At 70.7% G+C, this 26540-nt stretch carries 23 protein-coding genes and 3 pseudogenes; 17 read left to right on the top strand and 9 right to left on the bottom strand.

Translation table 11 applies throughout. The features are described 5' to 3' along the window. Nucleotides 1-72: 72 nt before the first annotated feature. The gene (rsgA, locus tag AC4BEG_RS07415; protein ID WP_490705108.1) at nt 73-1182 is read right to left on the bottom strand and encodes a ribosome small subunit-dependent GTPase A; all 1110 of its coding nucleotides are present in this window, start codon (nt 1180-1182) and stop codon (nt 73-75) included. Nucleotides 1183-1469: 287 nt separating this feature from the next. Beyond that, nucleotides 1470-2261, bottom strand: a complete 792-nt coding sequence (locus AC4BEG_RS07420) for an alpha/beta fold hydrolase (RefSeq protein WP_490705109.1) — start codon at nt 2259-2261, stop codon at nt 1470-1472. Between the two features lie 83 nt (nt 2262-2344). Here AC4BEG_RS07420 and AC4BEG_RS07425 point away from each other — a divergent pair. Continuing rightward, nucleotides 2345-2452 (top strand): annotated as a pseudogene (locus AC4BEG_RS07425) (RNA-guided endonuclease TnpB family protein); the annotation flags it as partial. A gap of 35 nt (nt 2453-2487) precedes the next feature. Here the strand turns inward: AC4BEG_RS07425 and AC4BEG_RS07430 are convergent. Both AC4BEG_RS07430 and AC4BEG_RS07435 read right to left on the bottom strand, forming a co-directional pair. After that, a complete protein-coding gene (locus tag AC4BEG_RS07430) occupies nt 2488-3372 on the bottom strand; it encodes an SDR family oxidoreductase (RefSeq protein WP_490705110.1) in 885 nt (294 codons plus the stop codon). A gap of 311 nt (nt 3373-3683) precedes the next feature. After that, on the bottom strand, nt 3684-4949 hold the full coding sequence (locus tag AC4BEG_RS07435; RefSeq protein ID WP_490707014.1) for a YhjD/YihY/BrkB family envelope integrity protein: 1266 nt from the start codon (nt 4947-4949) through the stop codon (nt 3684-3686). A 426-nt stretch (nt 4950-5375) separates the two neighbouring features. Between AC4BEG_RS07435 and AC4BEG_RS07440 the strand changes: the two genes are divergently transcribed. The 13 genes from AC4BEG_RS07440 (at nt 5376) to AC4BEG_RS07500 (ending at nt 16520) form a co-directional block, all read left to right on the top strand. Continuing rightward, a complete protein-coding gene (locus AC4BEG_RS07440) occupies nt 5376-5909 on the top strand; it encodes a GNAT family N-acetyltransferase (RefSeq protein WP_490705111.1) in 534 nt (177 codons plus the stop codon). Between the two features lie 92 nt (nt 5910-6001). After that, on the top strand, nt 6002-6085 hold the full coding sequence (locus tag AC4BEG_RS07445; RefSeq protein ID WP_309471194.1) for a putative leader peptide: 84 nt from the start codon (nt 6002-6004) through the stop codon (nt 6083-6085). Between the two features lie 233 nt (nt 6086-6318). Then, nucleotides 6319-8013, top strand: coding sequence for a nitrite/sulfite reductase (locus tag AC4BEG_RS07450; protein WP_490707015.1), 1695 nt, complete (start codon nt 6319-6321; stop codon nt 8011-8013). Next, nucleotides 8010-8210 (top strand): hypothetical protein, encoded by a 201-nt coding sequence (locus AC4BEG_RS07455; protein ID WP_490705112.1) that lies wholly within the window; start codon nt 8010-8012, stop codon nt 8208-8210. Before AC4BEG_RS07450 ends, AC4BEG_RS07455 begins: the two co-directional genes overlap by 4 nt. Further along, on the top strand, nt 8207-8908 hold the full coding sequence (locus tag AC4BEG_RS07460; protein WP_490705113.1) for a phosphoadenylyl-sulfate reductase: 702 nt from the start codon (nt 8207-8209) through the stop codon (nt 8906-8908). The genes AC4BEG_RS07455 and AC4BEG_RS07460 overlap by 4 nt, the downstream gene beginning before the upstream one ends. Next, on the top strand, nt 8908-9480 hold the full coding sequence (cysC, locus tag AC4BEG_RS07465) for an adenylyl-sulfate kinase (protein ID WP_490707016.1): 573 nt from the start codon (nt 8908-8910) through the stop codon (nt 9478-9480). Before AC4BEG_RS07460 ends, cysC begins: the two co-directional genes overlap by 1 nt. Then, nucleotides 9477-10424, top strand: coding sequence for a sulfate adenylyltransferase subunit CysD (gene cysD, locus AC4BEG_RS07470; protein ID WP_490705114.1), 948 nt, complete (start codon nt 9477-9479; stop codon nt 10422-10424). Before cysC ends, cysD begins: the two co-directional genes overlap by 4 nt. 2 nt (nt 10425-10426) lie before the next feature. Then, on the top strand, nt 10427-11761 hold the full coding sequence (locus AC4BEG_RS07475) for a sulfate adenylyltransferase subunit 1 (protein WP_490705115.1): 1335 nt from the start codon (nt 10427-10429) through the stop codon (nt 11759-11761). Between the two features lie 309 nt (nt 11762-12070). Beyond that, the gene (locus tag AC4BEG_RS07480) at nt 12071-13132 is read left to right on the top strand and encodes an aliphatic sulfonate ABC transporter substrate-binding protein (protein WP_490707017.1); all 1062 of its coding nucleotides are present in this window, start codon (nt 12071-12073) and stop codon (nt 13130-13132) included. Between the two features lie 73 nt (nt 13133-13205). After that, entirely contained in the window at nt 13206-14015 is an 810-nt protein-coding gene (locus AC4BEG_RS07485; protein WP_490705116.1) for an ABC transporter ATP-binding protein, read from the top strand. Continuing rightward, on the top strand, nt 14002-14991 hold the full coding sequence (locus AC4BEG_RS07490) for an ABC transporter permease (protein ID WP_490705117.1): 990 nt from the start codon (nt 14002-14004) through the stop codon (nt 14989-14991). Before AC4BEG_RS07485 ends, AC4BEG_RS07490 begins: the two co-directional genes overlap by 14 nt. Next, complete coding sequence (locus AC4BEG_RS07495; RefSeq protein ID WP_490705118.1) at nt 14991-15749, top strand: sirohydrochlorin chelatase; 759 nt, start codon at nt 14991-14993, stop codon at nt 15747-15749. The genes AC4BEG_RS07490 and AC4BEG_RS07495 overlap by 1 nt, the downstream gene beginning before the upstream one ends. A gap of 183 nt (nt 15750-15932) precedes the next feature. Continuing rightward, nucleotides 15933-16520: a Uma2 family endonuclease gene (locus tag AC4BEG_RS07500; RefSeq protein ID WP_490705119.1), complete on the top strand. Its 588-nt coding sequence runs from the start codon at nt 15933-15935 to the stop codon at nt 16518-16520. 94 nt (nt 16521-16614) lie between these two features. On the opposite strand, the gene AC4BEG_RS07505 is transcribed toward AC4BEG_RS07500, so the two are convergent. Beyond that, nucleotides 16615-17835, bottom strand: a complete 1221-nt coding sequence (locus AC4BEG_RS07505; protein WP_490705120.1) for a S8 family peptidase — start codon at nt 17833-17835, stop codon at nt 16615-16617. A 350-nt stretch (nt 17836-18185) separates the two neighbouring features. Between AC4BEG_RS07505 and AC4BEG_RS07510 the strand changes: the two are divergent. The 3 genes and pseudogenes from AC4BEG_RS07510 (at nt 18186) to erm (ending at nt 22158) form a co-directional block, all read left to right on the top strand. After that, nucleotides 18186-20475: pseudogene (locus AC4BEG_RS07510) on the top strand (MMPL family transporter). A 303-nt stretch (nt 20476-20778) separates the two neighbouring features. Next, entirely contained in the window at nt 20779-20940 is a 162-nt protein-coding gene (locus AC4BEG_RS07515; protein ID WP_490705121.1) for a hypothetical protein, read from the top strand. 300 nt (nt 20941-21240) lie between these two features. Then, nucleotides 21241-22158 carry an ErmE/ErmH/ErmO/ErmR family 23S rRNA (adenine(2058)-N(6))-methyltransferase gene (gene erm, locus AC4BEG_RS07520; RefSeq protein WP_490705122.1) on the top strand — a complete coding sequence of 306 codons (918 nt, stop codon included), beginning with the start codon at nt 21241-21243 and terminating at the stop codon, nt 22156-22158. On the opposite strand, the pseudogene AC4BEG_RS07525 reads toward erm, so the two are convergent. From AC4BEG_RS07525 to AC4BEG_RS07540, 4 genes and pseudogenes are all read right to left on the bottom strand, one after another. Continuing rightward, nucleotides 22104-23114 (bottom strand): annotated as a pseudogene (locus AC4BEG_RS07525) (CDP-alcohol phosphatidyltransferase family protein); the annotation flags it as partial. The gene erm and the pseudogene AC4BEG_RS07525 sit on opposite strands and share 55 nt — an antisense overlap. 247 nt (nt 23115-23361) lie before the next feature. After that, a complete protein-coding gene (locus AC4BEG_RS07530) occupies nt 23362-24678 on the bottom strand; it encodes an ABC transporter substrate-binding protein (RefSeq protein WP_490705123.1) in 1317 nt (438 codons plus the stop codon). Then, nucleotides 24678-25547 carry a carbohydrate ABC transporter permease gene (locus tag AC4BEG_RS07535; protein ID WP_490705124.1) on the bottom strand — a complete coding sequence of 290 codons (870 nt, stop codon included), beginning with the start codon at nt 25545-25547 and terminating at the stop codon, nt 24678-24680. The genes AC4BEG_RS07530 and AC4BEG_RS07535 overlap by 1 nt, the downstream gene beginning before the upstream one ends. Then, nucleotides 25544-26479: a carbohydrate ABC transporter permease gene (locus AC4BEG_RS07540; protein WP_490705125.1), complete on the bottom strand. Its 936-nt coding sequence runs from the start codon at nt 26477-26479 to the stop codon at nt 25544-25546. The genes AC4BEG_RS07535 and AC4BEG_RS07540 overlap by 4 nt, the downstream gene beginning before the upstream one ends. Between the last annotated feature and the right edge of the window lie 61 nt (nt 26480-26540).

Consider the following 26540-nt stretch of genomic DNA (forward strand, 5'->3'; position numbering starts at 1 on the left):
CGCGGGGCGAGGGGGCACGACGGCGTTGCCCCGTGCCGCGATACGGGACACGGGGCAACGCCGTGGCGTCCGCTACGGCTTGGGCAGCGGTCCGCGCTTGCGTTCCATCATGTGGCGGCCGAGTGCCTGCTTCTGCTTCCAGTCCTGCCGGATCTCGGCCCGCAGCCGGGCGTCGGTCCGGGCCGCGAGGCGTTCGTTCTCCCGCAGCAGCTTGCGGTAGCTCTCCAGCCGCCGGTGCGGCAGCGAGCCGTCGTCGATGGCGGCGAGCACCGCGCACCCGGGCTCCGTGCGGTGGGCGCAGTCGTGGAAGCGGCACTCCTCGGCGAGCGCCTCGATCTCGGCGAACGCCTGGGCGACACCGCTTCCGGCGTCCCACAGCCCCACCCCGCGCAGCCCCGGAGTGTCGATGAGCGCACCGCCCCAGGGCAGGGGCAGCAGATCGCGGGTGGTCGTGGTGTGGCGGCCCTTGCCGTCACTGTCCCGGATCTCCTGGACGTCCTGGACGGACTCCCCGACCAGCGCGTTGGCCAGGGTGGACTTGCCCGCGCCCGACTGGCCGAGCAGCACGGCGGTGCCGGAGGCGAGAACGGCGGACAGCACGTCCACCCCCTCCCCCGTGGCGGAGCTGACGGGCAGCACCTGGACCCCGGGCGCGGCCGTCGCAGCGTCGTCGACGAGATGGGCCAGGGTGGCGGGGTCGGGCACCAGGTCGGCCTTGGTGAGGACGACCACCGGCTGGGCACCGCTCTCCCAGGCGAGGGCCAGGAACCGTTCGACGCGACCGAGGTCGAGTTCGACGGCGAGCGAGACGGCGACGATCGCGTGGTCGACGTTGGCGGCGAGGATCTGCCCCTCGGACCGCTTGGAGGAGGTGGAGCGGACGAAGGCGGTACGGCGCGGCAGCAGGGTCCGCACATACCTCGGGTCGCCATCCTCTGGATCGACGGCGACCCAGTCCCCTGTGCACACGACCTTCATCGGGTCACGAGGAACGACGAACTCTGTGTCGGCCCGGACGATGCCGTCCGGGGTGACAACGTCGCACTGGCCGCGATCGACCCGCACGACACGACCGGGCACCAGACCCTGGTCGGCGTGGACGGCGAACTCAGCAGCCCAGTCCTCGTCCCAGCCGTACAGGGCGAGAGAGTGCGACGAAGCGGAAGAAGAAGAGAGATTCAAGGGAAACCCTTCACAGGGCGGCCCCGGCGCCGCGCAGGTCTGCGCAGTGCGAAAGGTCAGCCGGAGGCCACGGAGGTGGAGTGGATGATCTGCTGGTTGCGGGCAACGCCCATCACGGAGACAGCCATCGGTCACACCTCCCCTTCCTCAAACAGCCGACAACGACGATCGATAGTCGCCGCACGAAGCAGTGATCAGGCTAGGGCAGCACACTCGTGAGCACCACTGAATTACGGACGTGCGCCGACCGGCCTGGCGCACGACCTCACGTCCCCGATTCCAGGAGGTCACCGAGGCGGCATCTTCTGGTCGAGGAATTCGAGGACGAGCGGGCCGGCGAGGTCGCGGCGCTCCTCGAAGTAGGCGTGCCGGGCGCCCTGGATCAGCTCCAGCCGGGAGCCCGGGATGCGGGCTGCCAGCAGCGGTGCGTTGGCTGTGGGATTGAGCAGGTCGTCGGTGCCGTGCAGCACCAGGGTCGGGGCGACGATGCCGGGCAGCGCGTCCCACGCGTCGTGCCCGTCACTCGCGACCAGGTGCCCGCGCCGGGCATGCGCCGGCATGCTCCGGTCGCCGAGCGTGTGGTACGGGCCCGGGTGCGTCGCGAGCCAGGCCGGGGTGTACATCAGCTCCAGCAGAGCTTGTCGCGCCTCGACCGGATTGGGCCGGATCAGGGATCTGCGGACTTCGCCGCTGCGGTCGATGCCGTGCCGACCGCCGGGCGAGGTGCAGCCGAGCACCAGGGCACGCACCCGCCGGGAGTGGCGGACGGCCAGACACTGGGCTACGCGCCCACCCATGGACGTGCCGTACACATCCGCCCGGTCCACGGCCAGTTCGTCGAGGATCGCGACCACGTCGTCGGCGAACCGCTCGGTGGAGTAGGGCAGATGAGGCTTGTCGCTCTCACCCGTGCCCCGGTAGTCGATCGTGATGGTGCTCCGGGAGTCGGCGAAGTCGTCGCGGACGCCGTCCCACCAGTGGTGGTCGTTCGCCTGGCCGGCGAGCAGCACGAGCGGGGGACCGTCACCACGGACCTGGTAGGCGATGCGGACTCCGTCCGAGGCCTTGGCGTACGGCACGGTGGTTCCCTTCGGAGGCGACATGGTGGGCAGCCCGCCGCGCATCGGCTGGGCGGCCGTCCAACGCCACGGTAGGAGACCTCCCCCAGAGACAAGACTCCGCCCGCGTGATGCTCCACCGGGCAGGTCTGAACCCGGCTGGCGCCGAGGGCACAAGACCTCCGGGAGCGCTGCTCCCGGAGGCAGCCTGAGCCAGGAAATCCCCTCCCTTCAGGGAGGGGAGTAGTCACCCTCCGTCTGCGGCGGGAGCTCCGTAGCCCTCGGGCGCCTCGACGCCCCGTTCGGCGGCGCGGCTGGTCTGCTCCCAGGCCGCCCAGGTGTCCATGCGCTTCCGCGAGATGTCGAAGGCCATGTCGTAGACGGCGCTGCCGAGCAGCAGCCGCAGCGGCGGGTCGTCACTGTCCACGAGCTTCATCACGGCCTCGGCGGCCAGATGCGGGAGGCTGTCGATGGACGACTCGGCGAACTGCTTCTCCAACTCGGCGCGCAGGGGCGCGTAGAGGTCCATCGGCTCGGTGGCGACCAGACCGGTGGTGTAGAGATCGGTCCAGTAGCCGCCGGGCTCGACGAGGGTGACCTTGACGCCGAAGGCGGCGGCCTCCGCCGCCAGCGCCTCGCTCATCCCCTCCAGGGCGAACTTGCTGGCGCTGTAGAGCCCGGTGAGCGGGTAGCCGCCCAGCGCGCCGATGCTGGAGATCTGGACGATATGGCCGCTGGCCTGGGCACGCAGGGTGGGCAGGACGGCCTGGCTGACCCACAGGGCACCGAAGAAGTTGGTGTCCATCTGGGCGCGGGCCTCGGCCTCGCCGAACTCCTCGATCATTCCCATGGCGAGGAACCCGGCGTTGTTCACGACGATGTCGAGGCGGCCGAAGTGACGGACGGCCGTGTCGACGGTGGTGTGGACGGCCGCGCGGTCGGTGACGTCCAGCGGGAGGGCGAGCAGCCGGTCGCCGTGCTCGGCGGCCAGCGGCTCGAGGGTGGTGAGGGTGCGGGCGACGGCGACAACGCGGTCGCCCGCCGCGAGGGCGGCTTCGGTGAAGGCCCGGCCCAGTCCCCGGCTCGCACCGGTGATGAACCAGACGCGGCCTGCGGCGGGGGTGGCGGTCATGGAGATGCGGCTCCTGGAGTTCTCGACCTCAATACGAGACGCCTCGTCTCGCTTGGACGTCATGAACATACACGGAGCGGATCGCACTGACAAGACGGATCGTCTCGTCTGTCGACGGTGGGGCCTAGGTCCTGTCCTGTCGATCTTCGTGGATCAGCCCGCGGCGTCTGGTGAGGGGGCACCTCCCAGCGGTAGCTGGGGGAGGATCGCAGGAGGGTCGTCCTCGTACTGGGCGTACTCGGAAGATCCCGACAACGCGGCGAGGCGCGGTGCCAGGCGTCGCGGGCCCGCGAAGATCGGCAGGACAGGGCCTAGCGGGGTGGCGTTCCGGCGCGGCGGCCGCCGTCCGCCGTGGTCTCCGCGGACCCGTCCGCCGCGGTGTCGGCCTCGGGCCGCCGGGCGCCCTGCCGAGGCGCACGCTCGGACTTCTCCGCGCGCCGCGTCCGCTCGGCGCCGTTCTCGGCGGCCTGCTCGGCGGTCTGCTCGTCGGTCCGCCCGGTGGTCTGCTCCGCAGACTTCGCGGCGCCGCGCTCGGCGCCCTTCCCGGCCGTCCGCTCCCCCGACTCCCGCCTGGCGTGCAGCCGGGCCCGAATGTCGGCGTGCGGTAGGAACTGGGCCCAGCGTTCCGGGAACTCCGACGGCGGGGTGATCTCCGCGGCTCCGTCGTCCGCCGCCCGCTGCTCCCGCGCACGCGACCGCGCCCCCTGCTCCCGGACGCGGGCGGCCTGCTCGGCGCGTCCGGCGGCCGTGGCCACCGATGGCCAGACCCGGTCGATCGCGGCATTGACCGCCGCCCCCACCAGCACCGCGAAGGCGGACACACCGATCCACAGCAGCACGGCGACCGGCGCGGCCAGCGAACCGTAGATCGTCGGGCCCTCCACGGTGTGGACCAGGTAGATACGCAGCAGGAAGCTGCCGAGCACCCACATGGTGAGGGCCACCAGCGCACCGGGGATGTCCTCGCGCCAGGGCGAGCGCACCGGCACCGATACGTGGTACAGCGTGGTGAGGAAGGCGACGGACAGCAGGATCACCACGGGCCAGTACAGCGCCCGCACAAGATCGCTGCTGGCCGGGAGGAGGCCCACCACCGCCTCCGGGCCGACGACCATCAGCGGCAGCGCCACCGCCCCGACGACCAGCGCGACCAGGTAGAGCAGGAAGGCGAGCAGCCGGGTCCTGACGATCCCGCGGCGCCCCTCCAGCCCGTACATGATGGTGATGGTGTCCACGAACACATTCACCGCGCGCGAGCCGGACCACAGGGCGATACCGAAGCCGAGCGAGATGACATCGGGGCGGCCGCCCTTGATGACGTCGTCCAGCAGGGGCCGGGCGATCTCCTTGACGCCCTTGTCGGACAGGACGGTCCCGGAGGCGTCGAGGATGTTCTGCCGGATGGTGGCCACCGTGGAGGTGTCGGTCCAGGCGTCGAAGTAGCCGAGCAGACCGATCAGACCCAGCAGCAGCGGAGGCAGGGACAGCAGGGTGAAGAAGGCCGCCTCGGCGGCGAGCCCGGTGACCCGGTGCTCCATGCAGGAGTGGACGGTGTCCTTGAGCAGCAGCCAGACCATCCTGCGCTTGGACACGTTGCGGTAGAGGGCGCGGGCCTTGTGGAGCCGACCGGATGGCTTGGACAGTTCTTTTGCTGGCTGCACCTTCTCACCGTATCGGGCGGCTTCCCGCCTGCCCGTACGGCGACCTGTCCGTGCCTCGGCAGCGGTGGCTCGGGCCGGGCCTCGGCAGCGGTGTCCCTGACCCGTGCGTCGGTAGCGGTGTCCTGTGCTCGTGCGTCGGCAGGCGGTATCCCGGGCCCGTGCGTCGGCGGAGGGGATGCCGCGCCGACTCGGCACCGCCCTCCGCCCGCCGTGCTCACTGTCCGTTCCGGATACGGACCGGCGCAAAGGTTGCGCCGCGTTGCAACCGGGCGGACGAGCGGGCCCGGACCAGCCGCGGCCCCGGCACCCCGGGGTGGGCCGGTCCGTGGTTGTCTGTCCGCCATGAGCATCACAGTGACCACGTGGTCCTTGGAGCAGACCTCGCCCGCGGATCTCAGCCCGGCACGGGAGCCCGCCGCCGACGCGGGGGTGCGGATCGTCCGGGCGGAGGTGCCGAGCCCGGAGTTCAGCCGCTTTCTGTACACCTCCGTCGGCGCCGATGTCGCCTGGACCGATCGGCTGGAGTGGTCACGTGAGCGCTGGGCGGAGTTCCTGGGCCGGCCCGGCGTGGAGACCTGGGTGGCGTACGAGCACGGCACCCCGGCCGGGTACATCGAGCTGGAGCGCCAGGGCGAGGGCGTGGTCGAGATCACCTACTTCGGGCTGCTGCCCGCCTTCCGCGGTCGCCGGATCGGCGGGCACCTGCTGACCTGGGGCGTCCGTCGCGCCTGGGACCAGGGCGAGCGGCTGCCGGGACAGCCGCCGACCAAGCGGGTGTGGCTGCACACCTGCACCAAGGACGGGCCGCACGCACTGGACAACTACCAGCGGCGCGGTTTCCGGGTCTTTGACATCAAGACCGAGACGGAGGGGTGACCCACACCACAACGTCTCGCGATACAAGACACTCCCGTCCAGATAGTGGATAACGGTGGACTCCCCGGAGACCACCGTGCCACGCTTCCCCCATGTCTCGCGCTGGAATTGCCTTGGTGAGTCGACGCCACGTCGACCTCGGTCGCATGTCCAGCGCGATCTGTCCGGCGGGCTGACCCGCATCTCTCAGGGCCCCCGAAGGCCCCGGGCAGCACCCCTCACAGATCCCGACACACCCGCGGCCCCCGCCCCCGACGACGCGGGCGGGCGCACCCGCGGGACCTCCCCCGTCGCACCACCGCACCCGGTACCGCCGAAGCGCCGTGCCCGCCTGCGCGCAATCGCAGGTCAGAGGGTGCGCGCGAGCACCATCCGCCGCACCAGAGCCGCTCAGAAGGACACCACCGCCATGGCCGCCACCCCGGAACGCGCTAGCGCATCACCCCGCCGCAAGGCCGGACGCCACCGCGGCGAAGGCCAGTGGGCCGCGGGGCACTTCACCCCGCTCAACGGCAATGAGCAGACCAAGAAGGACGACGACGGTCTCAATGTGCGGACACGCATTGAGACGATCTACGCCCACCGCGGTTTCGACTCGATCGACGGTGCCGATCTGCGCGGCCGGATGCGCTGGTGGGGTCTGTACACCCAGCGCAAGCCCGGGATCGACGGCGGCAAGACCGCCGTACTGGAGCCCGAAGAGCTGGACGACACGCACTTCATGATGCGGGTCCGGGTGGACGGCGGACGGCTGACCACCGAGCAGCTGCGCGTCATCGGCGAGATCTCGCAGGAGTTCGCCCGCGGCACCGCGGACATCACCGACCGGCAGAACATCCAGTACCACTGGATCCGGATCGAGGACGTACCGGAGATCTGGAAGCGGCTGGAGGCCGTGGGGCTGTCCACCACCGAGGCCTGCGGTGACACCCCGCGCGTGATCATCGGCTCCCCGGTCGCCGGGATCGCCGAGGACGAGATCATCGACGGCACCCCCGCCATCGAGGAGATCCACCGCCGCTACATCGGCAGCAAGGAGTTCTCCAACCTGCCGCGCAAGTTCAAGTCCGCGGTCTCCGGCTCCCCGGTCCTCGACGTCGTCCACGAGATCAACGACGTGGCGTTCGTCGGGGTGCGCCACCCCGAGCACGGCCCCGGCTTCGACGTGTGGGTCGGCGGCGGTCTGTCCACCAACCCCAAGATCGGTGTCCGGCTCGGCGCCTGGGTCCCGCTGGAGGACGTACCCGAAGTCTGGGCCGGTGTCATCGCCATCTTCCGCGACTACGGCTACCGGCGGCTGCGCAACCGCGCCCGGCTGAAGTTCCTGGTCGCCGACTGGGGCCCGGAAAAGTTCCGCCAGGTGCTCGAGGACGAGTACCTGAAGCGTCCGCTGAGCGACGGGCCCGCACCCGAGCAGCCCGTCCAGCAGTGGCGGGACCACATCGGTGTCCACCGCCAGCGCGACGGCCGCTTCTACATCGGCTTCGCCCCGCGCGTGGGCCGGGTCGACGGCTCGACCCTCACCAAGATCGCCGATCTGGCCGAGGCCCATGGCTCCGGCCGGCTGACCACCACCGTCGAGCAGAAGATGATCGTGCTCGATGTGGCCGAGGACCAGGTGGAGTCGCTGGTCTCCGGGCTGGAGGCGCTGGACCTCCAGGTCAAGCCGTCCCCGTTCCGCCGCGGCACCATGGCCTGCACCGGTATCGAGTTCTGCAAGCTGGCCATCGTCGAGACCAAGGGCCGCGGCTCCACGCTGATCGACGAACTCGAGCGGCGGCTGCCCGAGTTCGACCAGCCGATCACCATCAATCTCAACGGCTGCCCCAACGCCTGCGCCCGGATCCAGGTCGCGGACATCGGCCTCAAGGGCCAGCTGGTCATGGACGAGAACGGCAACCAGGTCGAGGGCTACCAGGTGCACCTGGGCGGCGCGCTGGGCCTGGAGCCCGGCTTCGGCCGCAAGGTGCGCGGTCTGAAGGTCACCGCCGATGAACTGCCCGACTACGTCGAGCGGGTGCTGCGCCGCTTCCAGGAGGAGCGCGAGGACGGCGAGCGGTTCGCCACCTGGGCCGGGCGGGCCGGTGAGGAGGCGCTGTCATGAGTGAGCGTGCGGCGCCGTTCTACTGCCCGTACTGCGGGGACGAGGACCTGCGCCCCTCCGAGGAGGGGACCTCCCACGGGAAGGGCGCAGCCTGGGAATGCGCCTCGTGCAACCGCGCGTTCCGCCTGTCGTTCCTCGGGCTGCTGGCCAAGGGCCTGCGGCGCGAACCGGCCGGAGAAGAGGGCACGGCGATATGACCCGGATTGAGCAGACAGACGATCTCGAGACGCTCGCGGAGCGGGCGGGCCGCGAACTGGAGGACGCCCCGGCGCCGGACATCCTGCGCTGGGCGGCCGACACCTTCGGTCCGCGGTTCTGCGTCACCTCCTCGATGGAGGACGCGGTGGTGGCCCATCTGGCCGCCCGCGCCTTCCCCGGTGTCGATGTGGTCTTCCTCGACACCGGCTACCACTTCCCCGAGACCATCGGCACCCGGGACGCGGTGGCCGCCGTGATGGACGTCAACGTCATCACGCTCACCCCGCGCCGGACGGTGGCCGAGCAGGATGCCGAGTACGGCCCGAAGCTGCACGACCGCGACCCCGACCTGTGCTGCGCGCTGCGCAAGGTCAAGCCGCTGGAGGAGGGGCTGCGCGGGTACGACGCCTGGGCCACCGGGCTGCGCCGCGACGAGTCCCCGACCCGGGCGAACACCCCGGTCGTCGGCTGGGACGCCAAGCGGCAGAAGGTCAAGGTCTCGCCGATCGCCCGCTGGACGCAGGCGGACGTGGACGCGTACGTGGCCGAGCACGGGGTGCTCACCAACCCCCTGCTGATGGACGGCTATCCGTCGGTCGGCTGCGCCCCCTGCACCCGGCGGGTGCAGGAGGGCGAGGACGCACGTTCCGGCCGCTGGGCCGGGAACACCAAGACCGAATGCGGGCTGCACGGCTGATGGCTGTCGACCAGGAGAACGAGATGAGCGCGCCCCTGCACACCGGAGCCACCGTATGGCTGACCGGCCTGCCCAGCGCCGGGAAGACCACGATCGCCTACGCCCTGGCCGAGCGGCTGCGCGGTGAGGGCCACCGGGTGGAGGTGCTCGACGGCGACGAGATCCGTGAGTTCCTCTCCGCGGGGCTCGGCTTCTCCCGCGAGGACCGGCACACCAACGTCCAGCGGATCGGCTTCGTCGCCGAACTGCTCGCCTCCCAGGGGGTGAAGGTGCTGGTCCCGGTGATCGCCCCGTACGCGGACAGCCGCGAGGCGGTGCGCGGTCGCCACCAAAAGGAGGGCACCCCGTATCTGGAGGTGCATGTGGCCACCCCGGTCGAGGTGTGCTCTGAGCGGGACGTCAAGGGGCTCTACGCCAAGCAGGCGGCGGGCGAGATCTCGGGGCTGACCGGGGTCGACGACCCGTACGAGGCCCCGGCCGACCCGGACTTGCGCATCGAGACGCACCAGCAGGGCGTACAGGAATCCGCGGCGGCGCTTCGGTCGCTGCTCAGCGAGAGGGGACTGGCATGACGACCGTGGCTGCGATCAATGGCACCGGTGCGGCCGGGGGCGGCGACCTCTACGCGCTGTCGCACCTGGACGCGCTGGAGTCCGAGGCGGTGCACATCTTCCGCGAGGTGGCGGGCGAGTTCGAGCGGCCGGTGATCCTGTTCTCCGGCGGCAAGGACTCCATCGTCATGCTGCATCTGGCGCTCAAGGCGTTCGCCCCGGCGCCGGTGCCCTTCTCACTGCTCCACGTGGACACCGGGCACAACTTCCCCGAGGTCATCGAATACCGGGACCGCACCGTCGCCGAGCATGGGCTGCGGCTGCATGTGGCGTCGGTGCAGGACTACATCGACCGCGGTGTGCTCAAGGAGCGCCCGGACGGCACCCGCAACCCGCTTCAGACGCTGCCGCTGACCGAGAAGATCCAGGCCGAGAAGTTCGACGCGGTCTTCGGCGGCGGACGGCGCGACGAGGAGAAGGCCCGCGCGAAGGAGCGGGTGTTCAGCCTCCGTGACGAGTTCTCGCAGTGGGACCCGCGCCGCCAGCGCCCCGAGCTGTGGAACCTCTACAACGGCCGACACGCACCCGGCGAGCATGTCCGTGTCTTCCCGCTCTCCAACTGGACCGAGCTGGACGTGTGGCAGTACATCGCCCGTGAGGACATCGAGCTCCCGGAGATCTACTTCGCGCACGAGCGCGAGGTGTTCAAGCGCGGCGGGATGTGGCTGACGGCCGGCGAGTGGGGCGGGCCCAAGGACGACGAGACCGTCGAAAAGCGGCAGGTGCGCTACCGCACCGTCGGCGACATGTCCTGCACCGGCGCCGTCGACTCCGACGCGGTGACCCTGGAGCAGGTCATCACCGAGATCGCCGCGTCTCGGCTGACCGAGCGCGGCGCCACGCGTGCCGACGACAAGCTCTCCGAGGCCGCGATGGAAGACCGCAAGCGCGAGGGGTACTTCTAAGCATGAGCACGATCACGACCGAGGAGCTCTCGGCCACCACCCTGCTGCGGTTCGCCACGGCCGGCTCCGTCGACGACGGCAAGTCGACCCTGGTGGGCCGGCTGCTGCACGACTCCAAGTCGGTCCTCGCCGACCAGTTGGAGGCCGTGGAGCACGCCTCCCGCAACCGCGGTCAGGAGGCCCCGGACCTCGCGCTGCTGACGGACGGCCTGCGCGCCGAACGCGAGCAGGGCATCACCATCGACGTGGCCTACCGCTACTTCGCCACCCCGCGCAGGCGGTTCATCCTCGCCGACACCCCGGGCCATGTGCAGTACACCCGCAACATGGTCACCGGCGCCTCCACCGCCGAGCTGACGGTGATCCTCGTCGATGCCCGCAACGGCGTCGTCGAGCAGACCCGCCGGCACGCCGCGATCGCGGCCCTGCTCCGGGTGCCGCATGTGGTGCTGGCCGTCAACAAGATGGATCTGGTGGACTACAAGGAGCCCGTCTTCGCCGCGATCGCCAAGGAGTTCACGGCGTACGCGACCGAGCTGGGCGTCCCCGAGGTCACCGCCATCCCGATCTCCGCGCTCGCCGGCGACAACGTGGTGGAGCCGTCCGCCAACATGGACTGGTACGGCGGCCCGACCGTCCTGGAGCACCTGGAGACGGTCCCGGTCAGCCACGACCTGAGCCACTGCCACGCGCGCCTGCCCGTGCAGTTCGTGATCCGGCCGCAGACCGCCGAGCACCCGGACTACCGGGGCTACGCGGGCCAGATCGCCGCCGGTTCGTTCCACGTCGGTGAGGCGGTGACGGTGCTGCCGTCCGGCCGCGCGTCGCGGATCTCCGGCATCGAGCTGCTGGGCGAGCCGGTCGACGTCGCCTGGACCACGCAGTCGGTGACCCTCCTGCTGGAGGACGACATCGACATCTCGCGCGGCGACCTGATCGTGCCCAGCAAGGATGCCCCGGCGACCACGCAGGACATCGAGGCGACCGTGTGCCACGTCGCCGACCAGGCCCTGACCGTCGGCCACCGGGTGCTGCTCAAGCACGGGACCCGCACGGTCAAGGCGATCGTCAAGGACATCCCGTCCCGGCTCACGCTGTCCGACCTGTCCCTGCACCCGCACCCGGGACAGCTCGTCGCCAACGACATCGGCCGGGTGAAGATCCGCACCGCCGAACCGCTGCCGGTCGACTCCTACGCCGACTCGCGCCGCACCGGCTCCTTCATCCTCATCGACCCCAGCGACGGCACCACGCTCACCGCGGGCATGGTCGGCGAGTCGTTCGCCTCCCCCGAGCCTGTCAAGGACGAGTCCGAGGACGACGGGTGGGATTTCTGACCATGGCCAAAGAGATGTTCTCGACCTTCGCGAAGGAGGGCGGCCGCGTCGGCAGCGGCGCCCGAGGCAGCGGCCAGGGAGGGGTCGGGCGATGTGCGTGCTGATGCGTGGCCCCATGCCGCTGTCCCCTGCTCCGCGCCACCGGATCCGAAGACCTTGTGAACTGCCGGGCGTCCTCTGACGCAACCCGGCCCTGCGAGAGGAACACCTCCCGTGTCGTACGCCGACCGCCTTGCCCCCTCCCGACCAGCCGGACTCCCGCGCCGCCGCATCCGGCTCCTCGCGGCAGCCGCCGTCTTGCCGCTGCTGATGGGCGCGCTCGGCGCCTGCGGCTACGGGTCCCAGAAGAAGGACGACGACCAGGGGGCCTCCGCCCTCCCCGCCGCGGGCGGCAAGAAGGTCGACGGGCTGGACAAGGTGAAGATCGGCTACTTCGCCAACCTCACCCATGCCACCGCCCTGGTGGGGCTGCGCAAGGGCGGTCAGATCCAGCAGGCGCTGGGAGGCACCCAGGCGCAGCCGTTCGTCTTCAACGCCGGGCCCTCGGAGATCGAGGCGCTCAACGCGGGCTCCATCGACATCGGCTGGATCGGCCCCTCGCCGTCCATCAACGGCTATGTGAAGTCGCACGGCGAGAACCTCAAGATCATCTCGGGCTCGGTCTCGGGCGGCGTCAAGCTGGTCGTCAACCCGAAGAAGATCAGGTCCGAGGACGACATCAAGGGCAAGAAGATCGCCACCCCGCAGCTGGGCAACACCCAGGACGTGGCGTTCCTCAACTGGATCGCCAAGAAGGGCTGGAAGGTCGACGCCCAGAGCGGCAAGGGCGATGTGTCGGTGGTCCGCTCCGACAACAAGGTGACCCCCGACGCCTACAAGTCCGGTGCCATCGACGGTGCGTGGGTGCCCGAGCCGACCGCCTCCAAGCTGGTCGCCGACGGCGGCAAGGTGCTGCTCGACGAGTCCTCGCTGTGGCCGGACAAGAAGTTCGTGATCACCAACCTGATCGTCAAGCAGTCGTTCCTCAAGGAGCACCCGAAGGTCGTCGAGGCCGTGCTGCGCGGCTCGGTGAAGACCAACGCGTGGATCAAGGCCAACCCCGGCAAGGCCAAGGACGCGGCCAACGCCGCCCTCGGGGCGGAGACCGGCAAGCCGCTGCCGCCGGAGGTGATCGACCCGGCGTGGAAGAGCATCCAGGTCACCGATGACCCGCTGGCCCGGACGCTGAACACCGAGGCGGACCACGCCGTCCAGGCGGGGCTGCTGGAGAAGCCGGACCTCAAGGGCATCTACGACCTCACCCTGCTCAACAAGGTCCTCAAGACCGAGGGCAAGCCGACGGTGTCGGCCGCCGGACTCGGTACCCAGTAGCCCGCCCGCTCCCCGTACGCACGGTACGCCGTTACGCACCCACGCCGTTACGCACCCACCAGGAGGTGACCGGATGTCCCCGGCACTGACCACCGAGAAGGCCGATCCGGCGGGCGCCGCCGCGACGATCGCCGCGGACCCGGCGGTACGGATCGACCACGTCCACAAGGCGTTCGGCCGGGCCGGCGCCGTACAGCCCGTCCTCGACGACATCAACCTCACGGTGCGGCCGGGGGAGTTCGTCTGCCTCCTGGGCGCCTCGGGCTGCGGCAAGTCGACCCTGCTCAACCTGATCGCGAATCTGGACAAGCCGACCGCCGGGACCATCGAGGTCCCCGGCGGCCGGCCGGCCCTGATGTTCCAGGAGCACGCCCTGTTCCCGTGGCTGACCGCGGGCAAGAACATCGAACTCGCCCTGCGGCTGCGCGGGGTGCCCCGGCCCGACCGCAGGCCCGAGGCGGAACGGCTGCTGGAGCTGGTGCGGCTCGGCGGCTCCTACGGCAAGCGGGTGCACGAGCTGTCCGGCGGGATGCGGCAGCGCGTGGCGATGGCCCGCGCGCTGGCGCAGGACTCGCGGGTGCTGCTGATGGACGAGCCGTTCGCCGCGCTCGACGCCATCACCCGCGATGTGCTGCACGACGAACTGACCCGGATCTGGAGCGAGACGGGGGTGTCCGTCCTGTTCGTCACCCACAACGTCCGTGAGGCCGTCCGGCTGGCCCAGCGCGTGGTGCTGCTGTCCTCGCGCCCCGGCCGGGTCGTCCGCGACTGGGCGGTGGACATTCCGCAGCCGCGCCGGATCGAGGACGCCGCCGTCGCCGACCTGTCCATAGAGATCACCGAAGAACTGCGTGGGGAGATCCGCCGCCATGGCCGGGCCTGAGACCACCGGCGCGACCGACGCCACCGACACGACCGCGACCGGCATCGCCGCGACGGGCACGACCGCGACGGGCACGACCGCGACCGTCGCGACCCGGAAGAAGGGCACCCAGGACGCACAGGACCTGGAGGGCCTGGAGGCCGGTCTCGACGCCCTGGACACCGTGCAGATCCGGCGCACCTCGCCGACCGAGGTGCTGGTGCAGAAGGTGCTGCCGCCGATCGTGGCCGTCGCCCTGGTGGTCGTCATCTGGAAGCTGCTGGTCGTGGCCAAGGTCACCGACGACTACAAGCTGCCCGACCCGGGCCTGGTCTGGGACGCGCTGCGGCAGCTGTGGCTCCAGGGCGAGCTGCTGGACATCATCTGGACCAGCGTCTCGCGCGGGCTGTTCGGCTTCCTCATCGCGCTGGCCATCGCCACCCCACTGGGCCTGGTGGTGGCCCGGGTGAAGTTCGTCCGCGCCGCGCTGGGCCCGATCCTGTCCGGGTTGCAGTCACTGCCCTCGGTGGCCTGGGTGCCGCCCGCGGTGATCTGGCTGGGCCTCAACGACCAGATGATGTACACCGTCATCCTGCTCGGCGCGGTCCCCTCCATCGCCAACGGCCTGGTCGCCGGGATCGACCAGGTACCCCCGCTGTTCCTGCGGGCCGGTCGTACCCTGGGCGCCCGCGGTCTGGTCAGCGCCCGGCACATCCTGCTGCCCGCCGCGCTGCCCGGCTATGTCGCGGGCCTCAAGCAGGGCTGGGCGTTCTCCTGGCGCTCGCTGATGGCCGCCGAGATCATCGCCAAGTCCCCCGAACTCGGGCTCGGACTCGGCCAGTACCTGGAGAACCAGCGCAACAACTCCGACATGGCCGGGGTGCTGCTCGGCATCACCCTGATCCTCGTCGTCGGTATCGCCATCGAGCTGCTGGTCTTCGCCCCGATCGAGCGCCGCGTGCTGCGCACCCGCGGTCTGCTGGCGAGCGCCCGCTGATGTCCGCCACATCCCCGGCCCTGCTGGTCATCGCCCACGGCAGCCGCGACCCCCGGCACGCGGCGACCGTCGACGCGCTCTGCGCGCGGGTACGGTCGCTGCGGCCGGGGCTGCGGGTGGAGGCGGCCTTCCTGGACTTCAACGCGCCCCGGGTGAGCCAGGTCCTGGCCCGGCTCGCCGCCGAGGGCGTGACGGACATCGCCGCGCTCCCCCTGCTGCTGACCCGCGCCTTCCACGCCAAGTCCGACATCCCCGCCGTACTGCGCGAGGCCACGGCCCGGCACCCCCGGCTGACCGTCCGGCAGACCGAGGTGCTGGGCCCCTCCCCGCTGCTCACCGACGCGCTGGAACGCCGGCTGCACCAGGCCGGTCTGCGCCCGGCCGACCGCCCCTCGACCGGGGTCGTCCTGGCCTCGGCGGGCTCCACCGACCCGGAGGCGATCGCGGTGATCGCTGAAATCGCGCGGGAGTGGCGGCGCACCGGATGGTGTGCCGTGCGACCCGCGTTCGCCTCCGCTTCCCTTCCCCGCACCGAGGACGCGGTGCGCGCGCTGCGCGCCGAGGGCGTCCGGCGCGTGGCCGTCGCCCCGTACGTCATCGCCCCCGGCCGCCTCCCGGACCGCATCGCCCACGGCGCCCGCGAGGCGGGCGCCGACCTCCTCGCCGATGTCCTCGGCCCCGCCCCCGAACTGGCCCGCCTCCTGCTCCACCGCTACGACGAATCCCACGCCGCCGCTCCGGCCCTGCTGAGCGCCTGAGCCATACGGTTCACGCTGCCGTGGCGTCACCACTGACGGGCGCGCGCCGTGTCTCCCTCACTCCAAAGGGTGATATTCACATCGTCCGCTGCGAGCTCGCGGCTGGAGCTGGAAGTCTCGGCGTTTGTCCGAGCTGCGTGCCATGCTGGAGCCAAGGATCACGAGGAGGCGGTGGTGGCGGTCATGAGCGTCGCTGAAACGCGAGTCGACGATCACGAAGGCCCCTGGACGGTCGAGGACGTCCTCGCACTCCCGGAGCACCCGGCACGCGCCCGCTATGAACTCGTGGACGGTGTCCTCATGATGTCCCCCGCTCCCAGCCTGGCCCATCAGACTGTGGCGTATGAACTGCACAAGCAGATCGAGAGCGCGTTGGGGCGGTCCGAAGCACCTTTCATCGCCGCCGACGCGGTGAATGTGGCGGCGGAATCCAGACTGTTCATCCCGGACATCGCGGTCGTGGACGCCTCCGCCGTCGCATGGGACACGCTCATGGTGCCTCTTGAGGCCGTGCTGCTGCTGGTGGAGATCGTCTCTCCGTTCAACCGCTCCACCGACCGCATCCTCAAGCCCGCCCTCTACGCCCAGGCGAAGGTGCCCGCCTATTGGCGGGTGGAGCTCCAGCCCGATCTGCACGTGGTGACACATGAGCTCGCGACCGACACCTACCGAGAAGCGGCCACGGTCACCGGGAGGCAGTCCGTCGAGGTCGCCGGAGAGTTCGCTGTTGACCTCGACGTTCCCGCACTGCGCGGCCGTCTGGGCAACTGAGGCGAGGCCAAGGGACAGCCCTTAGCCCTGGGCGGGGAAAGGAAGGGCCGCCGTACCCACCTGGGTGGGTACGGCGGCCGGGGTCTGAAGGGTGTTACTTGACGACCTTCAGCAGCTTGTTCGGCGTGCCCTCGCTCGGGTTGGTGATCTTGTCGGCGGTGGCGCCATCGGTCAGGGCCTTGGCGACGTCCGCCGGCTTGGCGTCCTTGTGGCCGCTGAGGTAGACGGCGGCGGCGCCCACGACGTGCGGGGTGGCCATCGAGGTGCCGGAGATGGTCTTGGTGGCGTCGTCGCCGCTGTTCCAGTCGGAGGTGATGTCCGAGCCGGGGGCGTAGATGTCCACCGCCTTGCCGAAGTTGGAGAAGTCCGACTGCTCGTCCTTGTCAGTGCTGGAGGCGACGGTGATCGCTTCCTTCACCCGGGCCGGGGAGCTCTGACTGGCGTCGGTGGACTCGTTGCCCGCGGCTACCGCGAAGGTGACACCCGCGTCGATGGCCTTCTTCACGGCCGCGTCGAGCGCCTCGTCGACTCCGCCGCCCAGGCTCATGTTGGCCACGGACGGACCCTCGTGGTGCTCGGTCACCCAGTCGATGCCCGCGACGACCTGCTCGGTGGTGCCGGAGCCCTCGTTGTCCAGGACGCGCACGGCGACGATCTTGGCCTTCTTGGCGACACCGTGGTCGGCACCGGCGATGGTGCCCGCCACGTGGGTGCCGTGGCCGTTGCCGTCGTCGGCGTTGTCGTCGTTGTCGATGGCGTCGAAGCCGGACTTGGCGCGGCCGCCGAAGTCCTTGTGCGAGGTGCGCACACCGGTGTCGATGACATACGCGGTGACACCCTCACCCGCGGTGTCCGGGTAGGTGTACTTCTTGTCGCCCTGGGTGTCTTCCTGGTCGATCCGGTCCAGGCCCCAGGACGGGGGGTTCTCCTGGGTGCCCTTGATGGTGAACCGGTGGTTCTGGATCACCTTGGCGACCGACGGGTCGGCGGCGAGGCGCTTGGCCTCGGTCTCGCTCAGGTGGTTGGCGGAGAAGCCGTTGATGGCGGAGTCGAAGCTGCGGCGCAGCTTGCCGCCGTACTCCTTGGCGAGGTCCTTGCCCTCGGAGGCGGCCTTGATGGTCTTGCCGCCCTTGAGCATGACGATGTAGCTGCCGTCCACGGCGTTCTTGGACTGCGTGCCGTAGACCTTGCCCTCTTCGGGCGTGTCGGTGGCGGCGCCGGCCGGGATGGCCACGAAGGCACCGGCCGTGACGGCGGCCGCGGCGGCCACGGCGAGACCTATGCGACGCGCGTTGCGCTGCTTGTGTGCTGCCATTACGAGGGAATCCTCCTCGTGCGGTGGTGGGGGGAATCGCACTGAGTGCGCGCACCGGGAAGCGAAGTGGGGTCGCCCCGGGCTGACTCGAAACCCTGACCGATTGACACGGTCAATTCAAGATCTCCCGGAAGTTGTGACGCAGACAACTCCGGCCATCATGGCGATCAAGCCAAATCCCTTTACCTGTAAGGGGCTTGAATCGAAAGGGTAGGGCTGTCCCCCCTCCGCAGGGTGGAGGGAGCTGCCCGTGGGTTCACCGGACAGCAGGATGGGGGGCCGCGCCCCCGCGGCCTAGCGTTTTCCGCGGTGGCGGCACGGGGTCGCCGCCACAGGAAAAGGGGGACGTCGTGGCGGATACGGACCGCTTGGAGAGACCGCGCGGAATAGCGGCCCGCGCAGGCAGTTGGAGCGCCCGGCACCGGTGGACCGCGGTCGGGGGCTGGGTGCTGCTGGTCATCCTCGCCCTGGCCGTCGGGTCGATGGCCGGACGGGTCGATGTGGCGGACAAGGAGCAGGTTCCCGGCGAAGCCGGACGGGTCTCGGCGATTCTCGACGAGGCGGGCATTGACGAAGCCGCTGGTGAAACCATCCTGATCCAGGCCAAGAGCAAGGGGATCACGGCGAACGACCCCGAATTCCGCACGTGCGGTCGACGCGGTGATCGGTGCGGTCCGCGGCACCGGCGAGGCCACCGACGTAAAGTCCCCGTATCAGACCAAAACCATTTCCGCCGACCGGCGTTCGGCGCTGGTGCAGTTCGATATGCGCGGTGACGCGGAGAAGGCGTCGGACCATATCCAGCCGGTGCTGGACGCGGTGGACAAGGCCAAGGACGCCCACCCGGACCTGCGGATCGAGGAGTTCGGCGACGCGAGCGGCCAGAAGGCGTTCGACAACGCCTTCGGTGACGACTTCCAGCAGGCCGAGTACTCGGCCCTGCCGGTGGCCCTCGGCATTCTGCTGATCGCCTTCGGCGCCCTGGTGGCCGCCCTGCTGCCGGTGGCGCTGGCGATGACGGCGTTCCTGGCCACCACCGGTCTGGTGGCGGTGGTCAGCCACTGGGTGCATATGAGCGACACCGCCAACTCCGTGATGCTGCTGGTGGGTCTGGCCGTCGGCGTCGACTACTGCCTGTTCTATCTGCGGCGGGAACGCGAGGAGCGCGCCGCCGGACGGGACGCCCAGACCGCGCTGCGTATCGCCGCGGCCACCTCCGGCCGGGCCATCCTGGTCTCGGGTGTCACGGTCATCGTGGCGATGGCGGGCATGCTCTTCACCGGTATCGCCGAGTTCAAGGCAATGGGCCTGGCCACGCTGATGGTGGTGGCGGTGGCGATGGTCGGCTCGGTGACGGTGCTGCCCGCGCTGCTCTCACTGCTCGGTGAGCGGGTCGAGAAGGGGCGGGTGCCGTTCCTGGCCCGCGCCAAGCGCAAGGGCAACAGTGAGAGCCGCGTCTGGCGCGCGGTGCTGGGGCCGGTGCTGCGCAGGCCCAAGCTGTCCCTGGCGGTCGCGGGCGGCGCCCTGATCGCCATCGCCGTCCCCGCCGTGAGCATGAACACCGCGAACCTCACCATGGACCAGGAGTTCGGCGACCGGCTGCCGGTCGTCGCCGCCTACCAGCACATCGACAAGGCGTTCCCCGGCGGTCCCGACCCGGCTCAGGTGGTCGTCAAGGCCAAGGACATCAACGCCGCTCCGGTGCGCGAGGCCATCGGCCGCTTCCGTGCCGACGCGGTGGCCAAGGGCGCCTCCAAGGGCCCGGTCGAGGTGACCTTCCACGCCAAGGAGAACCTGGCCGTCCTCAACGTGCCGCTGATCGGCGGCTCGGACGAGAAGAAGAGCGAGCAGAGTCTGACCGTCCTGCGGGACGAGGTGCGCCCGGCGACCCTCGGCGCGGTGGACGGTGTGGAGGCCCCGATCGGCGGCTCCACCGCCTCCTCCAAGGACTTCAACGACAAGCTGGGTTCGGCCGTGACCCCGGTCTTCGCCTTCGTCGTGGTCTTCGCCTTCCTGCTGATGCTGATGTCGTTCCGGTCGCTGACCATCGCGGTGACCTCGATCGTGCTCAACCTGCTGTCGGTGGGCGCCGCGTACGGCATCCTCACCGCGGTCTTCCAGCACGGCTGGGGCGCCGGCCTGGTGGGCGCGGAGGGCGTGGGCGCGATCGTGTCCTGGCTGCCGCTGTTCCTCTTCGTGATCCTCTTCGGGCTGAGCATGGACTACCACGTCTTCGTGGTCTCCCGGATCCGCGAGGCGCGGCTGGCCGGACGTACCACCAAGGACGCGGTGGTGCACGGGGTCGTCACCACCGCGGGTGTGGTCACCAGCGCCGCCGTCATCATGGTCGCCGTCTTCGCGATCTTCGGAACGCTGTCGATGCAGAGCATGAAGCAGATGGGTGTCGGGCTCGCGGCCGCGGTGCTCATCGACGCCACGGTGATCCGCGGGGTGCTGCTCCCGGCCGTGATGACACTGCTCGGCGAGCGCAACTGGTATCTGCCCAAGTGGCTGGAGTGGCTGCCCGATATGACCCATGACGAGGCGGGCCTGACACAGCCGCCCGCCCCGGCCCCGGCGGGCGTGGCGCCCGGATACGACCCCGACCTGAGCGACCGCCCACGGCACGCCAGGGTCTGACGCCCCCGACTTCCCGCCGCGACGTCAACCGGTCGCGTGGCCTTTCGGCCGCGCGGCCGGTTTCGTGTGCTGGCTTGTTCCTGACGCCGCGGAAGCCGGGGCGGGGAGAGTCGACGGACCCGCGGTGAATCCGGCGGAGGGACGACGGCGAGCCCGGCGGACGGGACCGCGGCGAGCCCGGCGGACGGGCCCCGGAAAAACCCGTTGCGCCGTCCGCCGCCCGGTCCGTACGGTGCGAGAGTCACGGCGGAGTTCCGTGTCGTCGCACACGGCCCGCACGGGCGCACTGGGAGGAGGACACCGATGGGCGGCAGTCCCGGCATCGGCGTGTCCACCCGCCTCATCACCCGCGGCTGTGCCGGGGTGGCGTGTGTGTGCGCCTATGCCCTGTTCACCCGCCGTCCGCGGCGCGGCCCCGGTGCCCTGGCCGGCCCGGACGCGCCCAGCCTCCCCGCGAGTCTGTGATCCGCCCGTTGCGACCTGTTGTCGTGAGCGACCTGTTGTCGTGAGCGAGTGATGGTCTGAGGCGACCCGTCGTTCGTCATGAGCGACCGGCCCTCTCCCTCTCACCGCTGATCGTCTCTGATCGTCTCCCCAGGTGTGGCGCTCGTTGTTCCGAGCGCCCGATCCGCCGCTTCCGTATGCCCTCGGCCAGGGCCCCCGCCAGTTCAGGAATCACTCGTTCCGGACGGGCGGCAGGGCCCGTCCGGCGCTGCCGTCACCTCGGCCACCGCTGCCCGTCCGGCTTACGGAAGGACCGTGGCCGTGGCCCGCAACCGACACCATTCCCCCGCGCCCCGTCGCACCGCACGCGACCGGGCGCGGCGTACCCTCTCGCAGAACTTCCTGGCCGATCCGAGCGCCGTGGCCCGGGTGGTCCGCGCCGCCCGCCCCGGCCCCGGCGATCTCCTGGTGGAGGTCGGCGCGGGCAAGGGGGTGCTCACCGAGGCGCTGGCACCGCTCTGCCGCGAGCTGATCAGCTATGAGATCGACAACCATCTGATCGCGGGGCTGCGCGAGCGGCTCGCCCCCTACCCGGCGGCGCGCATCGTCCACCGGGACTTCCTGACCGCGCATCCGCCGCGCGAGCCCTTCGCCTTGGTGGGCAATGTGCCCTACGCCCGTACCTCGGACATCGTCGACTGGGTGCTGCGGGCGCCCCAGCTGACCTCGGCAACCCTGCTGACCCAGCTGGAGTACGCCCGCAAGCGGACCGGTGACTTCGGCCGCTGGAGCCTGCTGACCGTACGGACCTGGCCCGAGGTGGAGTGGCGGCTGTGCGGCCGGGTGGCGCGGACCGCCTTCCGGCCGGTGCCCGCGGTGGACGGCGGGATCATGCGACTCACCCGCCGTCCGCTGCCGCTGCTGCCGGAGGCGGAGCAACGCACCGCCTACACGGGCCTGGTGGAGCTGGGCTTCTCCGGCGTCGGGGGATCGCTGTACGCGTCACTGCGCCGGGTGTGTCCCGCCCGGCGGCTGACCGACGCCTTCCGGCGGGCGGGGCTGGAGCGGGAGGTGGTGGTCGGCTATGTGACACCGCCGCAGTGGCTCACCCTGGCTCAGGAGCTGACCGGAGTGGCCGGGGCGGCGGACGCCGCCATCGGCGCCGGGGCGGGCGGAACCGCCGCGTCGAAGGAGTCCAGGGTGCGGGTGAAGTCCCGGGTGGACAGCAGCAGTTTGTAGATGATGGCCAGCTCGAAGACGAGCAGCAGCACACCCGAGACGACGGTCGTCGCCACCACCGCGTCGACGGCGGGGCCGATGATGAACACCCCCATCTGGAACTCGATCCCGCTGATGAGATGAGCGCGGATGCGGTGGCGCAGCAGGACGTTCCGGCACCGGGTCCACCACGGGAACCGGCGCCGGAACTCCTGGTGCAGATCGACGACGGCGGGGCGGCGCGCCGCCGGGGCGCCCACCGGAGCGTCCACCGGGTCGGTGTCCGGAGCGGCGGGTTCGGCCTGGCCCTCCCGGGCGACCGGCTCGGTGGCCGCCGTCCCGTCCGCCTCCAGGGCGGCCACCGTGACCCGGTCCTGCTCGATGTCGGCCTCGGGGTTCTCCCGGAGCAGGTCCTCCATGAAGGCGAGTTCGGCCGCGTTCTCGGCCTTGCGCGCCGCCCGCATCCGCGCCTTGATCTGCTTGCGCATCCCGTGCCGGATCTTGAAGATCTCCAGCGAGTCGATGTAGCGCAGCGCGTCCAGCGAGGCCACGGCCAGCGCGAGCCAGAGGTAGAGCACCTCACCGGTCCGCGCGTACTGGCCGCCCATCAGCGCCACCGCGCAGACCAGTACCCGGATCCGGTCGAAGACGAAGTCCAGCCAGGCGCCGAAGACCGATCCGGTCCCGGTCAGCCGGGCCAACTTGCCGTCCATACAGTCGAAGATGAAGCTCACGTGGTACAGCAGCGCGCCGAGCAGCAGCCATCTCCAGTCGCCCTGGGCGAAGCAGGCGGCGGAGCCGAGACCCACGAGGAACGCGGCCCAGGTGAGCTGGTTGGGGGTGGCGCGGGTGTGTTTCGCGGTCCAGCGCACCAGCGGTGTGGCCACCGGGTCCACCAGCATGACGGTCCACCACGCGTCCCGCTTCTTCTCAGTGATCCTGCGGACCTCGGCGAGCGGCGGTATGTCTCGGGTCATTCTTCAGCTTCCTGGTGTTTGACAAGCGTTTACTTGAAGCTAAGAAGCCGTTGGGAGAAGAGACAAGAGCGGTGAGACGCAACCTTTCCCCGGGGGTATCGGTCTCTTGTATGGACGGGGTCGATGGCAGGTTCAGGTGGACAGCCGGGCCTCGATCAGATCGGCCGCCTGCCGGGTCCCTCCCTCCCCCCGCCATCCGCGCCCGGACGGCCGCCCACCGGTCGGCCACCCCGGGGGCGGGCGCCGCCTACCGCTGATAGCGGGCGAGCACCAGATTCCCGTCGCTCACCAGCCGCTCCTTCAGGCTGTCCATTCCGATCGCCCCGCTGTAGTACTCCTGGAGCGCCGGAGTGGCGACCTTGTCCTTCCACTCCGGATAGCCGCGCACCGACAGGGCGGGCGCCGGGTGCAGCGCCCCGGCCAGCGCGGTGCCGGTGGCCCAGCCGTGTCCGCGGGTGTGCAGCGCCGGATCGCGCAGTGCGCGGCTTCCCGTCGGCAGCATCCAGTCGCCGAGCGCGAGCCGCACCATATGGGGCGGCCGCAGCAGGAAGTCGATGAAGCGCGCGGCCTCCTCCCGGTACGGGCTGTCCTCGGCGATGGACAGCGTCTGCGGGCTGACCCCCTGCCGCCGGTCACCGCCGGGTCCGGCCGGGGACGGCAGAACGGTCCACTCGAACCCCTTCGGTGCCTGCTGCACGATCTGCTGGCGGTAGGAGAAGCCGAGCGGGACCATCGCGTACTTCCCGCCGAAGAAGCCCGGCAGGGTGTCCGAACCGCCCATGCCGAGAGTGGTCCTGGAAGCCGTGCGGTCCCGGACCACCTGGTCGCGGATGGTGCGCGGCACCCGCTGGTCGGCGGCGTCGAAGCGGATGGTGACCTTGCCGCCCTTTCCGTCCTTTCCGTCCGCGCCCCGGTGGAAGACCCTGCCGCCGGTGGACAGCGAGAGGTTGAGGGTGGCGGAGACGGGCTCCTTGAGCGGCCAGGCCACCCCGTGCGTCCCGCCCCGGGTCAGCTCCTTCGCAGCGTCCTCGAACTCCTCCCAGCTCCAGGGCCGTTGGACGGTGGGAACGCGTACCCGCGCCTGTTTCAGCAGCGTACGGTTGGCGATGAGGACCCGCGGCTCCTGGAGGAAGGGCACCCCGTAGCGACCGCCGCCGAAGCTGACGGTCGCCCAACTGGGCTCCGGGATGTCGTCCTTCAGCCGCCGTGTGAGCAGCCCGTCGAGGTCGGCGAGATACCCCCCGTACGCGAAGTCGGCGAGGTCGTCTGCCGCGTCATGGATGATGTCGGGTGCCTCACCGGCCTCGAAGGAGGTGAGCAGCTGGTCGTGGACGCTGTCCCAGCTGCCTTGGACATACTCCACCTCGATGTCCGGATGGGCCGCGTTCCACTCCCTCACCAGCCGCTTGGTGGCGTCCACCGACTCCTTCTGCCAGGCCAGCGACTGGAAGCGGAGCCTGGCCTTCCCGCCCGTGGCACGGCGCCGCCCGGGTGCGCAGCCGGGCAGCAGCGCGGTGGCGGCGGGCGCGGCCAGCGCCCCGGCCAGGAAGCCCCGGCGGCGCATCAGTGCTTCACCGCCCCGGCCAGGGTGCCGCTGGTGATCCGCCGCTGGATGACGGCGAAGAGGACGAGCGAGGGAAGCGTCGCCAGCAGCGAGGCCGCGGCGAGCGGCCCGAGGTCGGCCACGCCCTCCGCGCCGATGAAGTGGGTGAGGATGACCGGCATCGTCTGTTTCTCGGGGGACTTGAGCAGGACGAGGGCGAAGAAGAACTCGTTCCAGGCGTTGATGAAGGCGAACAGGGCGGTGGCCACGATCCCGGGGGCCAGCAGCGGCATGGTGACCGAGACCAGCGCGCGCAGCCGCCCCGCGCCGTCCACCGCCGCGGCCTCCTCCAGTTCGCGCGGCACGGCCCGGACGTAGCCCGCGAGCATCCACAGCGCGAACGGCAGCGACCACACCACGTACACCAGGATCAGCCCGCCGAGCGAATTGACCAGGCGGAGGTTCTTGAGGACCAGGAACAGCGGGATGATCACCAGCACAAACGGGAACGCCTGGCTGACCACCACCCAGCCGGTGGCCGCCCGGGACAGCGGGGAGCGGTGGTGGCGGGCCATGACATACGCCATCGGGGTCGCGATCACCACCGCGATGACGGCGGCGGCCACCGCGGCGAGCAGGCTGTTGGCCCCGGCCCGCAGCAGCGGCTGCTCGTCGAACGCCTGGCGGAAGTTGTCGAGCGTGGGGTGGTCCGGAATCCACCCCGGGTGCAGGGTGGCCAGTTCGCGCGGCGGTTTGAACGCGGTGGACACCAGCCACAGCAGCGGGAAGCCGAGGAAGACCAGATAGCCCAGCAGGGCGAGGTACTGCCCGGTGCGGGCCGCACGGCGCCGGACGACGAGGGCGCGAGGGGGACGCGAGGCGGCGCTCATCGACCCTCCCCCTTCAGCCGCCCGACGAGCTGGACCGCGAGCAGCACCGAGACCACCGCGACCAGCACACACCCCATCGCCGCCGCATAGCCGAACTGCCCGTAGCGGAACGCCTCCTCGTACGCGAAGAGCATCGGCAGCCGGGTGCGTCCGCCGGGGCCGCCGCCGGTCAGGACGTACACCAGCGCGAAGGAGTTGATGTTCCAGATGAAGCTGAGCGCGCCGATGGCGAGGGCGACCGGCCGGATGGCCGGCCAGGTGACGGTGCGAAAGCGCCGCCAGGCACCCGCGCCGTCCATCGCCGCGGCCTCGTGCAGCTCCTTCGGAACGTTGGCGAGACCGGCCAGCAGCACCACCGTCACCTGCGGCAGCCGCGCCCAGATGCCGACCACGACCACCGCGGGCAGCGCGGTGCCCAGACTGCCCAGCCAGTCCCGCTGGGTGCCCAGCGTCTCCCCGAGGATGCCCGCCTCCGGGTGGTAGACCAGCCGCCACATGACGCCGACCACCACCTCCGGCATCGCCCAGGGAACGATCGCCAACGCCCGTGCCAGCCAGCGGAAGCGGAGGTTCTGGTTGAGTAACAGCGCCAGCCCGAGCGCCAGCACGAACTGCGGCACCGACACGGCGACGGCCCAGACCAGCCCGATCCGGAATGACTCCCAGAACAGCGTGTCGCGCGCCAGGTCCTGGAAGTTGAGCAGCCCGATCCACTCGGTGGGCTCGGTACGGCCCGACTGCGCGTCGGTGAACGCGAGCGCGACCCCGTACAGCAGCGGGCCGACGCTCAGCAGCAGGATCGGAATGAGCGCGGGCAGCACCAGGAACCAGGCGCCATGGCCCGTGCCGCGCCGGACCCCCGGCGCGCCACCACCGGACGCCCCGGCGTCCGGTCTCCGTTCCGGCCGCGCCGTCGCGGTCGTGGGTGTCACGGGCAGGGGCTCCTTCGGGGCGCGGCGGGGCGGTGCGGTGCGGTGGGACGGAGCGCAGCGG

The organism is Streptomyces sp. JLBJ103, assembly GCF_058215575.1.

Coding starts and splice junctions, on each gene's coding strand:
- AC4BEG_RS07505 (WP_490705120.1), bottom strand. CDS start 17,835: ATGGCAGCACACAAGCAGCGCAACGCGCGTCGCATAGGTCTCGCCGTG.
- cysC (WP_490707016.1), top strand. CDS start 8,908: ATGGCTGTCGACCAGGAGAACGAGATGAGCGCGCCCCTGCACACCGGA.
- AC4BEG_RS07435 (WP_490707014.1), bottom strand. CDS start 4,949: ATGGTCTGGCTGCTGCTCAAGGACACCGTCCACTCCTGCATGGAGCAC.
- AC4BEG_RS07440 (WP_490705111.1), top strand. CDS start 5,376: ATGAGCATCACAGTGACCACGTGGTCCTTGGAGCAGACCTCGCCCGCG.
- cysD (WP_490705114.1), top strand. CDS start 9,477: ATGACGACCGTGGCTGCGATCAATGGCACCGGTGCGGCCGGGGGCGGC.
- AC4BEG_RS07500 (WP_490705119.1), top strand. CDS start 15,933: ATGAGCGTCGCTGAAACGCGAGTCGACGATCACGAAGGCCCCTGGACG.
- AC4BEG_RS07480 (WP_490707017.1), top strand. CDS start 12,071: ATGGGCGCGCTCGGCGCCTGCGGCTACGGGTCCCAGAAGAAGGACGAC.
- AC4BEG_RS07530 (WP_490705123.1), bottom strand. CDS start 24,678: ATGCGCCGCCGGGGCTTCCTGGCCGGGGCGCTGGCCGCGCCCGCCGCC.
- AC4BEG_RS07515 (WP_490705121.1), top strand. CDS start 20,779: ATGGGCGGCAGTCCCGGCATCGGCGTGTCCACCCGCCTCATCACCCGC.
- AC4BEG_RS07475 (WP_490705115.1), top strand. CDS start 10,427: ATGAGCACGATCACGACCGAGGAGCTCTCGGCCACCACCCTGCTGCGG.
- AC4BEG_RS07450 (WP_490707015.1), top strand. CDS start 6,319: ATGGCCGCCACCCCGGAACGCGCTAGCGCATCACCCCGCCGCAAGGCC.
- AC4BEG_RS07445 (WP_309471194.1), top strand. CDS start 6,002: ATGTCTCGCGCTGGAATTGCCTTGGTGAGTCGACGCCACGTCGACCTC.
- AC4BEG_RS07455 (WP_490705112.1), top strand. CDS start 8,010: ATGAGTGAGCGTGCGGCGCCGTTCTACTGCCCGTACTGCGGGGACGAG.
- AC4BEG_RS07490 (WP_490705117.1), top strand. CDS start 14,002: ATGGCCGGGCCTGAGACCACCGGCGCGACCGACGCCACCGACACGACC.
- AC4BEG_RS07485 (WP_490705116.1), top strand. CDS start 13,206: ATGTCCCCGGCACTGACCACCGAGAAGGCCGATCCGGCGGGCGCCGCC.
- AC4BEG_RS07495 (WP_490705118.1), top strand. CDS start 14,991: ATGTCCGCCACATCCCCGGCCCTGCTGGTCATCGCCCACGGCAGCCGC.
- AC4BEG_RS07430 (WP_490705110.1), bottom strand. CDS start 3,372: ATGACCGCCACCCCCGCCGCAGGCCGCGTCTGGTTCATCACCGGTGCG.
- AC4BEG_RS07460 (WP_490705113.1), top strand. CDS start 8,207: ATGACCCGGATTGAGCAGACAGACGATCTCGAGACGCTCGCGGAGCGG.
- AC4BEG_RS07535 (WP_490705124.1), bottom strand. CDS start 25,547: ATGAGCGCCGCCTCGCGTCCCCCTCGCGCCCTCGTCGTCCGGCGCCGT.